This is a genomic window from Micromonospora sp. NPDC005172 (assembly GCF_040608555.1).
Taxonomy (GTDB): domain Bacteria; phylum Actinomycetota; class Actinomycetes; order Mycobacteriales; family Micromonosporaceae; genus Micromonospora.
The window spans coordinates 23,954-35,098 of record NZ_JBEXIL010000058.1 but is presented as its reverse complement, the minus strand read 5'-3'; the positions used below and the strand labels follow the sequence as shown (position 1 = coordinate 35,098).

Below are 11,145 nucleotides of genomic sequence, written 5' to 3'. Positions count from 1 at the left end.
CCCCGGCGGGGGGGGTGCGGGGGGCGGGCCGGGCCGCCGGGGGTGGGTGACGACCCGGAGGCGGCACGCCTGCTCGCTCAGCTACGCAGCGACCACTGCTGGTTCTGTTGCCCGTTGCAGGCCCAGAGGATGAGTTTCGTGCCGTTGGCGGTGCCGGCGCCGTTGGCGTCCAGGCAGAGCCCGGACTGGACGCCGCTGATGGTGCCGTTGGCGTTGACGTTCCACTGCTGGTTCGTGCCGCCGTGGCAGTCCCAGATGATCACCTGAGTGCCGTTGGCGGTGCCCTGACCGTTGGCGTCGAGGCACTTGTTGCCGTACACCTGGATCTGCTTTCCGGCCGTGTAGGTCCAGCGTTGCGCGGTGCTGGTGCTGATGCAGTCCCACAGTTGCACCTGGGTGCCGTTGGTGCTGGTGCCGTTCGGCACGTCGACACAGCGACCGGACTGGGCGCCGACGATCTGGGCGTTCTGCTGCGGGTTGCCGCCGCTGGCGGGGGTGTAGGCGGCAGCGGCGATGTTGGCCTGCACGGCGTCCTCGGTGGCCGCAGTCGGGTAGCCGGAGGTCAGCACGCCCTCGAAGAAGGTGCCGCGGCCGGTGATGCTGTTGTCACCACCGATGCCGAGGAGGATGGCCCCCTCCTTCTTCATGGGGTTGTAGCCGTTGGGACGACGGCCGTCGAAGTAGGTGGTCAGGCCACCCGACTGCGCGTTCCCGCCCCGGATCGCCCAGTGGTTCGGCTCGCCCTTGACCATCGCCGTCACGAAGCGGTGGTTGATGGACGCGATGTTGTTGTAACCCGCGTTCACCCCCGAGAACAGGCCCCACTCCAGGTCCGCCATGATCCAGGGGCCCGCACCGGCTCCGTAACCCCACTGCTTGTTGGCGCCGAAGTAGACCGTCTCCATGATGGCGCGTTCGTCGGCCAGGACGTTGGTCTGCGCGTTGCCGTAGTCGAAGCAGCACCACTGGTTGTAGTGCGTGCCGTCCACGACGGCGTAGATGCCCTCGGGCTGGTCGCCGGTCGCGACGCCGTTGGTGTTGTTGTTGCGGTAGCCGGTGCCCGGGGCGATGTAGACGCCGTACGCCTTCTGGCCGCCGATGGTGATCGGTGCCGCCTTCGCGTCGGCGAGGTTGTCGTACCCGCCGGCCGCGGGGCCGCTGAAGCCACCCGGAGGTGCCTGGGTGAGGCGGTTGTTGCGACCGGACTGGTCGTAGATGATCGTGATGACGCAGCTCGTGTTGGCGCAGAACGTGTCCTGGGTGGCCGCGTTGGCGACGCCGCCGGCGCTGACCACGCCGACGTCGCGCGTGGTGTTGTCCGACGATCGGCGGACCTGGTAGAGCGCGCCGTTGTACGCGCCGTAGAGGGCCCGGGTGGTGCTGTGCGCGGCGACGCACGGTGTGCCGCCGGAGGCGTAGATGTCGCACGGTCCGGTGCCGGCGGCGCGGGCGACGCCGGGTGTCTCCGAGACCACGTAGACGCCGGCGCCGGCGACGAGGACCAGCAGGGTCCCCGCTGCGGCCAGCAGGCGGTGCAGCCTTCTCTTCACGTCCATGGATTCCCCTTGCGTGCGGCGGTGGTGGTGGGGGTGATGTCACGCGTGATAGCGCTAACATTAATCGCCATCCATGGAAGCGCGCTACCTTCCGGCGGCCCCTGCGCCGTAGCAGACACGAGCTTGATCAGGGCGTTGTCCACAGTGCCGTCGACTGTCCACAGGACGGGGTCGCGGTGCCCCGTCGTGGCGCCCGACGTCCTAGCGTCGCGGCGTGGCAGAGGACGAGGAGACAGCGGTACGTCAGCGTCTGCGCCGGCTGACGGCCGCGACGGGTGGCGGGTCGCCGACTCCGTCGGGCAGCGGTGCGTCGACGGCGGAGGCGCCCACCGGTCCCGGCGGTGGTGCGCCACGACTGCCCGGCCCGGGGGCGTTCGATCCGGGACGGCGCGGTGTGCGGGCGTTGGCTGCCGTGGCCCTCGTGGTGGTGCTGGCCGCCGCCGGTTGGGCCTGGCGGTCCCGGCCGCACGCGGAACCGGTCACCCCGCCGGTCGGCGAGGCCACCCCCGCCGTCGCCGAGGTGCAGGGCAGCGCGTCGGCGTCCGGCGAGCTGGTGGTCGCGGTCGCGGGCAAGGTACGCCGACCCGGGCTGGTGCGCGTACCGGCGGGGGCCCGGCTGGCCGACGCCCTGTCCGAGGCCGGCGGCCCGCTCCCCGGCGTGGACGTGACACTGCTCAACCCCGCCCGGAAGGTCACCGACGGCGAGTTGATCGTCGTCGGGGTGACGCCACCGCCGACACCGGGCGCCGCGGCCGGTCCCGCAGCCGGCGTGGCGCCCGGCGGGGTGGTGAACCTCAACACCGCGACGCTGGCCCAGCTCGACGCGCTGCCGGGGGTGGGGCCGGTGCTCGCCCAGCGCATCCTCGCCTACCGGGATCAGCACGGCGGGTTCCGGACCGTGGGCGACCTGCGCCAGGTCGAGGGGATCGGCGACGCGCGCTACGAACAGCTCAAGGACCTGGTGACGGTATGAACGCCCCACCTGTCGTCGGCGACGCGCCGCCACCGGATCTCCGGCTCGCCGGGTTGGCCGTGGCCGCCTGGCTCACCGCGCTCGCCGGCCTGCACCTCGGCACCCGTCCACTGCTGCTGGTGGCCGGCGGCGTGGCCGTGTCGACAGCGCTGAGCACCCTGCACCTGCTCGGCCGGCTCGGTCGGCCCGGGGCTCTCGCCCACCGTTACGGCTGGGTCGCCGTCGCGGTCGGCCTCGGCGTGCTCTGCGGCGCGGCGACGACCGCCGCCCGGCTGGTCGTCCGGGACGCGCCGCCGGTCCGTGCCCTCGCCGAAAAGCGCGCCCCGGTCACCGCCGATCTCGTCGTCCGTGACGACCCACGCCCGATCCGCTCCGCCGGGCGTCCCGGCATGCTGCTGGTGTCGAGTGAGCTGATCCGGCTGACCGGTCCGGACGGCCGGCGGCTCCGGGCGTCGGTACGGGTACTGGTGCTCGCCACCGACCCGGCCTGGCGAGGACTGCTGCCGGGGCAGCGGCTGACCGCCGAGGGGCGACTCGGTGTTCCGCGCGGCGGTGACCTCACCGCGGCGGTGCTCGCCACCACCGGTCCACCCGAGCGGCACGGTACGCCATCGTGGGCGCAGCGCGCCGCCGGCACGTTACGCGCGGGTCTGCAACGGGCCTGCGCGCCGCTGCCCGACGACCCTGGTGGCCTACTGCCGGGGCTGGTGGTGGGGGACGTCAGCCGCCTGCCGTCCGCCGTCGAGGAGGACTTCCGGGCGACCGGCATGACGCACCTCAACGCCGTCTCGGGCAGCAACGTCGCGATCGTCGTGGGCGCCGTGCTGCTGCTGGCCCGCTGGGCGCGCGCCGGGCCCTGGGTCGCCGGGGTGCTCTGCGGGGTGGCGTTGGTGGGCTTCGTCATCCTGGTTCGCCCGTCACCGAGCGTCGTGCGGGCCGCCACGATGGGGGCGATCGGGCTCGTCGCGCTGGCCGCCGGTCGACCCCGGGCCGCGCTGCCCGCGCTGGCCGCCGCCGTCACGGTGCTGGTGCTCGTCGACCCCGAGTTGGCCGGCGACGCCGGGTTCGCGCTGTCCGTACTGGCCACCGGGGGCCTGCTGCTGCTCGCTCCGCGCTGGCGGGACGGGCTGCGCCACCGGGGCGTCCCGGCCGGGTTGGCCGAGGCGCTGGCGGTGCCGGCGGCGGCCCAGGTGGCGTGCGGGCCGGTCGTCGCCGGGATCTCCGGCACCGTCAGTCTGGTCGCGGTACCGGCCAACCTGCTGGCGGTGCCGGCCATCGCCCCGGCGACGGTGCTGGGCGTCACGGCCGCCGTGCTGTCGCCGGTCTGGCCGGCCGGCGCCGGGTTCGTCGCGTGGCTGGCGAGCTGGCCGGCATGGTGGCTGGTCGTCATCGCCCGCCACGGCGCCCGCCTCCCGGCCGGCACCCTGCCCTGGCCGGGTGGTGCGGCCGGTGCCCTGCTGCTGGCCGGGCTGACGGTGGCACTGCTGGTGGCCGCCCGTCGACCGCTGGTGCGCCGGCTGGTGGCGGTCGTCGCCGTCGCCGTCCTGCTCGGTGCCCTCGGAGTCCGCCTGATCGCCGGGGGGTGGCCACCGCCGGGTTGGGTGGTGGTGGCCTGCTCCGTGGGGCAGGGCGACGCCCTGGTGCTGCCCGTCGCACCCGGCCGGGCGGTGCTGGTCGACGCCGGGCCGGACCCGGGGGCGGTGGACGGGTGCCTGCGGCGGCTCGGCATTCGGGAGGTGTCGCTGCTGGTGATCAGCCACTTCCACCTCGACCACGTGGGCGGGTTGGCCGGGGTGTTCCGGGGCCGGCGGGTGGTGGCCGTGCTGACCCCACCCTCGACGGAACCGGCGAGCGGTCGGGCGGCGGTCCGCGCGGCGGCGATCGGCGGCCGGGCCACGATGCGGGACACCACCGCCGGGACACGGCACCGGGTCGGCGATGTCGAGTTGCTGGTGCTCGGTCCGCCGTACCCGCTGGCCGGCACCCGATCGGACCCGAACAACAACTCGCTGGTGCTGCGTGCCACGGTCGCCGGTGTGTCGGTCCTGCTGCCCGGCGACGCCGAGACCGAGGAGCAGCACGCGGTGCTGGTCCGGAGCCCGTCGGCACAGCTGCGGGCGGACGTGTTGAAGGTCGCGCACCACGGCTCGGCATACCAGGACGAGGGCTTCCTCGCCGCCGTACGGCCGGCCGTCGCGCTGGTGCCGGTCGGCACGGGCAACTCGTACGGGCATCCGAACCGCGCGCTTCTCGCCCGACTGAGCAGTCATGGTGCCCGGGTCCTGCGGACCGACATCGACGGCGATGTGGCGGCGATCCGGACCGCCGATGGCTTGGCGGTGGCCCGCCGAGGGGTGCCGCCGGGACGACCACTGTGAGAGGAACCGCAGGTCAGGGGCGTCGGCGCGGTGGAAATTGCGCGCGCCCAGGCGAAATCCCGACCGGCTTGCGGATTAGATGGTGAACCGAGGTAAATGTCTGGATTTGCGCTTAGTGCGGGCTGCACCGACCGGGCGGCGAATGAGCAGACCCGTACTTGCCGTAGGCCGTGCGAATATGGGCGACGTGACCCCCGCCAGCCTCGCCCCCATTGTGCTCGTCGTCGGCGACGAGGAGCTGCTCGCCACGCGCGCCGTCTCCGAAGCTGTCGAACGGGCCCGCGGCACCGACCCCGACGTGGACGTCCGCGAGTACCAGGCGAGCGCGCTCACCGTCGGCGAAATCGCCGAGATGCTCAGCCCGTCGCTGTTCGGCGGTCGGCGGCTGCTCATCCTGCGCTCGGGCCAGGACGCCCGCAAGGACCTGGTCGCCGCACTGCTGGCGTACGCCAAGAACCCCGACCCGGAGGTCCAGCTCCTGGTGCTGCACCTGGGCGGCGCGAAGGGCAAGGCGTTCGCCGACGGGCTGCGATCGGCGGGCGCCACGGTGGTCCCGGCGGCCAAACTCAAGGGGCACCGCGAGCGGGTCGCCTTCGTCCGTGACGAGATCCGCCGGGCCGGCGGCAGGTGCGCCGACGACGCCGCCGACGCGCTGATCGCGGCGGTCGGCAACGACCTGCGCGAGCTGGCCGCCGCCTGCTCGCAGCTCATGGCCGACACCGACGGGCGGATCAACGCCGAGACGGTGGCCCGTTACTACCGGGGTCGGGTCGAGGTGACCGGCTTCACCGTGGCGGACGCCACGATGGTCGGCGACGTACCGGCCGCCCTGGAGGCGCTGCGCTGGGCCCTGCACGTCGGAGTCGACCCGGTGCCCATCGCCGACGCCCTGGCCGACGGGGTGCGCACGGTGGCCCGGGTGGCGTCGGCCGGGCGGGGCAGCCCGTACCAGCTCGCCAGCAGCCTCGGGATGCCGGCGTGGAAGATCGAGCGGGCGCAGCGGCAGGGGCGCGGCTGGACCCCGGAAGGGCTGGTCCGGGCCATGCAGGTCGCCGCGGAGTGCAACGCGGCCGTCAAGGGGGGCTCGGACGACCGGGCGTACGCCCTGGAACGGGCCGTCTTCTCGGTGGTGGCCGCCCGGCAGGGCAGCAGCCGGTGACGGGGCCGAACCGTACCGGTTGGGCCACCCTGCCCGTCGACGAGGAGCGGTACCGGCCGCTCTACGCTCGGCTGCTCGGCCTGCGGTTCGTCAACCCCGGTGGGGTGCTCTGCTTCCTGTTCTTCGAGGGCGCCATCGCCCTGGCCGTGCTGCTCGCCCTGGCGGAGTTGGTCACCTGGTGGGCGGTGCTGGTGCTGCCCGTCGTCGTGGCGGCGATGGTCAAGCTCAACGACATGGTGGCCGCGGTGGTGGTCCGATCCGCCGCGCTCGTGCCCGAGCAGGAGCGGGACCGCTTCCGCCGGCAGATGGAGCCGGTGGTCGGCCGGGCCCGGGTCGAGTGGATGTCCAACGCGGTGACGGCGGTGGCGATCCCCGCCGACCGGGTGTGTCCCACCCGTCGCAGGGACGTGCGGGACTGACGACCGCCGGGGCGGCGAGCACGTCGGCGGCACCTGGTACCTGGACACACGGCGGCACCTGGACACACGGCGGCACCTGGACACACGGAAGCCCCGGACCGAGGTCCGGGGCTTTCCGAATCAGTCTGACGGCAAAGCGTCAGGCGGAGAGCGCCACCACGCGCTTCGCGATCGCGGACTTGCGGTTCGCGGCCTGGTTGGAGTGGATCACGCCCTTGCTGACGGCTTTGTCCAGCTTGCGCGAGGCCTCCTGCATCAGCGCGGTGGCCTTCTCGACGTCACCGGCCTCGGCAGCCTCGTTGAACTTCCGGACGGCGGTCTTCAGCGACGACTTGACCGACTTGTTACGCAGCCGGGCCTTCTCGTTCTGCCGGTTGCGCTTGATCTGGGACTTGATGTTCGCCACGCGACAGCCTCGTCTTGATAGCTCGGGTTGGTCAGCTTGTGCGCGGGATGACGACATGCGTCACCACTGCGCGAAGAGCCAGGTTACCAGGTCGCCCGGGACGAGCCAAAACGGCTCCGCCCGAAGAGGGTCCGTCCCCGCTCGCGGGTGCCGCCGAACGGTCGACGGCTTGATCCACTCGGCTTCCGGGAAACCGCAGTATCCGAGCATGGCTGACAGCCCGACTTCAAGGAAACCGAGCCGATCCCGGGCCGCGCGGGCCGCCGGGGCACCGCGGGGCCGCTGTCACCGCCAGCCCTGCCGGCGGGCGAGCCAGTCGAGTGCCTGCTCGCCGCTCCACCGCTGGTGCGCCGACCGGTGCGGCGAGTCCGTCGCCGACGCCGCGTCCGCCCCGGTGAGGTAGTAGCCGGCCAACGCGGCCAGGGTGGCGTCCAGCGCGTCCGGCGCAGCGCCGGTGGTCACCGGGTGCGCGGCGAAGATCCGGTCGGTGTCCAGGCCGCTGGCGTAGGCGGTGAGCAGCAGGGTCGCCAGGTCGAACCAGGCCGGCCCGGTGCAGGCCCAGGTCCAGTCGCAGAGCCAGGCCCGGCCGCCCGGACCGACGAGCACGTTGTCCACCCGTAGGTCACCGTGGATCAGGCCGGTCGCACCGTCCGCGTACCCGGGGAGGCGGGACTCCAGCGCCACCAGCTCGGGCAGTCGACCCCGGGCGGCGGCGGGCAGCGCCGGAGGCGGCTCCCGGCCCGCGGCGACCTCCTCCCACCAGAGGATGTCCGAGCGGGCCAGTTCGGCCAGGTGGGGCAGGCCGAGCGCGGTCAGCCCGGCCGGCGGGTCGGCGAGCGCGGCGGCCACCTCGGCGTACGCCGCGAGCGTGGCGTCCAGCTCGGCACGCGCCCAGGGCAGGCGTGGGGTGTGCCCGTCGACCGCGTCGGTGCAGAGCGCGAACCAGCCGGCCTCGTCCAGCGTCCACCGCAGGCGGGGCGCCGGCAGGTCCGCCGGCAGCCGGTCGAGGATCGCGGCCTCCCGGGCGTACCCCGGTGTGAGGTGCGCGACGGTGGGTGACGCCTTGACGAAGGCCCGACCACCGTCTGCGGTGTGCAGCACGGCGGCGAAGCCCCGGGTGAAGCCCGCGGTGGCGACGCGGACGGTGACCACCGGCGCGCCGAGCCGGTCGGCGATGGCGACCCGCAGCGCCGCCGGCAGCGCCGGCCACGACGGGCGCGGCGCACCCGCGTGGCGTGGCACGGGGGGCAGCGGCGGCGAGGACACCCCACCATGCTGCCCCGGGGTACGTGCGCGGCGCGCGGCGACACTGCCAGACTGCCAAGCCATGAGGACCGAGGACTTCTGGCATCTGATCGACCAGGCCCGCGCCGGGGGCGGCGGTGAACCCGGGCCGGTCGCCGCGCGGGCCGTGGCGCTGCTCGCCGAGCGCGATCCGGAGGACATCGTCGGGTACGCCCAGCACCAGACGCGGGTGCTGGCGGCCTCGCACAAGGCCGACCTGTGGGGTGCGGCCTACCTTATCAACGGTGGCGCCTCGGCCGACGGCTTCGAACACTTCCGGGGCTGGCTGATGACCCAGGGGCGTGCCGTCTTCGCCCGCGCGGTCGCCGAACCGGACTCGCTGGCGGAACTGCCCCAGGTGCGGGCGGCCTCGCTCAGCGGGGAGGAGTTCTCCGCCGAGCAGATGCTGGCGGTGCCGTGGGACGCCTACCGCAAGGCCACCGCGTCGGAGCTGCCGGAGTCCCGGGAGCCGGTCCGGACGCCGGACCTCAACGACTTCTGGGACTTCGACGACGAGGAGGAGGCCCGCCGCCGGCTGCCCCGACTGGCCGCGCTCTTCGTGGAGCCGCCCATGGAGTGAGGAGTTCTCGGGACCGATCCGTCGCCCGCGCAGTGGGCGTACCCCGGCGGCGTGGGAACATGGAGGGGGTCGGCGGCGCGCCGGCCTGTTCACGTCAGCCGACCAGAACGGACCGCTGTGCCACCGAAGCTCGATCCCGGCGCGAACGCCCCTGGTGCCACCGACCCCGGTCGCATCCGGAACTTCGGCATCATCGCCCACATCGACCACGGGAAGTCGACCCTGGCCGACCGGATGTTGCAGCTCACCGGTGTGGTCGACCCACGGCAGATGCGCGCGCAGTACCTGGACCGGATGGACATCGAGCGCGAGCGCGGCATCACCATCAAGAGCCAGGCCGTCCGGATGCCGTGGACCATCCGCGACGGCGAGCGGGCCGGTGAGCACGCGGTGCTCAACATGATCGACACCCCGGGGCACGTCGACTTCACCTACGAGGTGTCCCGGTCGTTGGCGGCCTGCGAGGGTGCCGTGCTGCTGGTCGACGCCGCGCAAGGCATCGAGGCGCAGACCCTGGCCAACCTCTACCTGGCCCTCGAGAACGACCTGCGCATCATCCCGGTGCTCAACAAGATCGACCTGCCGGCCGCGCAGCCGGAGAAGTACGCCGAGGAGCTGGCCCACCTTATCGGTGGGGACCCCGCCGACTGCATCCGGGTCTCCGGCAAGACCGGCGAGGGCGTTCCGTACCTGCTCGACGAGATCGTCCGGCAGTTCATCCCACCGGTCGGTGACGCCGTGGCGCCAGCCCGGGCGATGATCTTCGACTCGGTGTACGACGTCTACCGCGGCGTCGTCACGTACGTCCGGGTCATCGACGGTCGGATCAGCGCCCGCGACCGGATCAAGATGATGTCCACCGGCGCGGTGCACGAGCTGCTGGAGATCGGCGTCATCTCACCCGAGATGGTCAAGGCCGAGGCGCTGGGCGTCGGCGAGGTCGGCTACCTGATCACCGGTGTGAAGGACGTCCGGCAGTCCCGGGTCGGTGACACGGTCACCATCAACAGCCGGCCGGCGGCCGAGGCGCTGGGTGGCTACAAGGACCCGAAGCCGATGGTCTACTCCGGCCTCTACCCGATCGACGGCTCCGACTACCCGAACCTGCGTGAGGCTCTGGACAAGCTCAAGCTCAACGACGCCGCCCTGGACTACGAGCCGGAGACCTCCGGCGCGCTCGGCTTCGGTTTCCGCTGCGGCTTCCTCGGCCTGCTCCACCTCGAGATCATCCGGGAGCGGCTGGAACGCGAGTACAACCTCGACCTGATCTCCACCGCGCCGAACGTCGTCTACCGGGCGATCACGGACGACGGCGAGGAGATCGTCGTGACGAACCCGAGCGAGTACCCGACCGGCAAGATCGCCGAGGTGTACGAGCCGGTGGTCCGGGCCACGGTGCTGACGCCCAACGACTACGTGGGCGCCGTCATGGAGCTCTGCCAGGGCCGGCGGGGCAACCTGCTCGGCATGGACTACCTCTCCGCCGACCGGGTGGAACTGCGTTACACGCTGCCGCTCGCGGAGATCATCTACGACTTCTTCGACCAGTTGAAGAGCCGTACCAAGGGCTACGCCTCGCTGGACTACGAGCCCACCACCGAGCAGGCGTCCGACCTGGTGAAGGTGGACATCCTGCTGCACGGCGAGCCCGTGGACGCGTTCAGTGCCATCGTGCACAAGGACAAGGCGTACAACTACGGCGTCACCATCGCCGCCAAGCTGCGTACGCTCATCCCGCGCCAGCAGTTCGAGGTGCCGATCCAGGCGGCCATCGGCAGCCGGGTCATCGCCCGGGAGACCATCCGCGCGATCCGTAAGGACGTCCTTGCCAAGTGCTACGGCGGTGACATCAGCCGTAAGCGCAAGCTGCTGGAGAAGCAGAAGGAAGGCAAGAAGCGGATGAAGATGGTCGGCCGCGTCGAGGTGCCCCAGGAGGCCTTCATCGCCGCCCTGTCCTCCGACTCCGGCGACACCAAGGCCCCCAAGAAGTAACCCCCAACCGCCGACCCGGCCCCCGGCCCTCCTCCGGACCGGCCCGGCCCGGCCACCCGTGTTGATCAAGAGGTTCGCGTCATCCGAAGCCCGGATGCTGAAGCGAACCTCTTGATCACCGGGGTCGGGCCGGGTGGGACCGGGGATGGGCCCGGTGGAACCGGGGGTGGGCGGGAAAATTTTGGTTGGCTTTCCTCGGGTTGTCGCCCTGGGCAACATGTTGTCTGACCTGTACGGACGTGTCTCCACGCCAATCGACGCAGCCGCTCGACATCGATGCCGACGACTTCTTGTGCGGGTGAGTCGGTTTGGATTTTTGGTGGGTCGGGAACTTAGTGGTCACGACAGGAAGCACACATTGTGTGTCAGACATTCTTAGAAGGAGCGCGACCGTGGAG

At 72.3% G+C, this 11,145-nt stretch carries 9 protein-coding genes; 6 read left to right on the top strand and 3 right to left on the bottom strand.

Annotation, left to right across the window (positions count from 1 at the left end):
- Positions 1-77: 77 nt before the first annotated feature.
- Positions 78-1,556 (bottom strand): arabinofuranosidase catalytic domain-containing protein, encoded by a 1,479-nt coding sequence (locus ABZV06_RS27925; RefSeq protein ID WP_355625183.1) that lies wholly within the window; start codon positions 1,554-1,556, stop codon positions 78-80.
- Positions 1,557-1,770: 214 nt separating this feature from the next.
- Between ABZV06_RS27925 and ABZV06_RS27920 the strand changes: the two genes are divergently transcribed.
- The 4 genes from ABZV06_RS27920 to ABZV06_RS27905 all read left to right on the top strand — a co-directional run bounded on the left by ABZV06_RS27920 (position 1,771) and on the right by ABZV06_RS27905 (position 6,485).
- Positions 1,771-2,529 carry a helix-hairpin-helix domain-containing protein gene (locus tag ABZV06_RS27920; protein WP_355625181.1) on the top strand — a complete coding sequence of 253 codons (759 nt, stop codon included), beginning with the start codon at positions 1,771-1,773 and terminating at the stop codon, positions 2,527-2,529.
- Complete coding sequence (locus ABZV06_RS27915) at positions 2,526-4,907, top strand: ComEC/Rec2 family competence protein (protein WP_355625179.1); 2,382 nt, start codon at positions 2,526-2,528, stop codon at positions 4,905-4,907. Before ABZV06_RS27920 ends, ABZV06_RS27915 begins: the two co-directional genes overlap by 4 nt.
- Before the next feature lie 178 nt (positions 4,908-5,085).
- The gene (gene holA / locus ABZV06_RS27910) at positions 5,086-6,066 is read left to right on the top strand and encodes a DNA polymerase III subunit delta (RefSeq protein ID WP_355625177.1); all 981 of its coding nucleotides are present in this window, start codon (positions 5,086-5,088) and stop codon (positions 6,064-6,066) included.
- A complete protein-coding gene (locus tag ABZV06_RS27905) occupies positions 6,063-6,485 on the top strand; it encodes a hypothetical protein (RefSeq protein WP_355244088.1) in 423 nt (140 codons plus the stop codon). Before holA ends, ABZV06_RS27905 begins: the two co-directional genes overlap by 4 nt.
- A 139-nt stretch (positions 6,486-6,624) precedes the next feature.
- Here the strand turns inward: ABZV06_RS27905 and rpsT are convergent, their stop codons facing one another.
- Positions 6,625-6,891 carry a 30S ribosomal protein S20 gene (rpsT, locus tag ABZV06_RS27900; RefSeq protein WP_053656074.1) on the bottom strand — a complete coding sequence of 89 codons (267 nt, stop codon included), beginning with the start codon at positions 6,889-6,891 and terminating at the stop codon, positions 6,625-6,627.
- Between the two features lie 285 nt (positions 6,892-7,176).
- Positions 7,177-8,157, bottom strand: coding sequence for a phosphotransferase (locus ABZV06_RS27895; protein WP_355625175.1), 981 nt, complete (start codon positions 8,155-8,157; stop codon positions 7,177-7,179).
- Positions 8,158-8,218: 61 nt separating this feature from the next.
- On the opposite strand from ABZV06_RS27895, the gene ABZV06_RS27890 reads away from it, so the two are divergent.
- Together ABZV06_RS27890 and lepA are read left to right on the top strand one after the other, a co-directional pair.
- Positions 8,219-8,755: a DUF4240 domain-containing protein gene (locus ABZV06_RS27890; protein WP_355625174.1), complete on the top strand. Its 537-nt coding sequence runs from the start codon at positions 8,219-8,221 to the stop codon at positions 8,753-8,755.
- 117 nt (positions 8,756-8,872) lie between these two features.
- Positions 8,873-10,747 carry a translation elongation factor 4 gene (gene lepA, locus ABZV06_RS27885; RefSeq protein WP_355625172.1) on the top strand — a complete coding sequence of 625 codons (1,875 nt, stop codon included), beginning with the start codon at positions 8,873-8,875 and terminating at the stop codon, positions 10,745-10,747.
- Positions 10,748-11,145 lie beyond the last annotated feature (398 nt).

Coding starts and splice junctions, on each gene's coding strand:
- ABZV06_RS27925 (WP_355625183.1), bottom strand. CDS start 1,556: ATGGACGTGAAGAGAAGGCTGCACCGCCTGCTGGCCGCAGCGGGGACC.
- ABZV06_RS27915 (WP_355625179.1), top strand. CDS start 2,526: ATGAACGCCCCACCTGTCGTCGGCGACGCGCCGCCACCGGATCTCCGG.
- holA (WP_355625177.1), top strand. CDS start 5,086: ATGGGCGACGTGACCCCCGCCAGCCTCGCCCCCATTGTGCTCGTCGTC.
- ABZV06_RS27890 (WP_355625174.1), top strand. CDS start 8,219: ATGAGGACCGAGGACTTCTGGCATCTGATCGACCAGGCCCGCGCCGGG.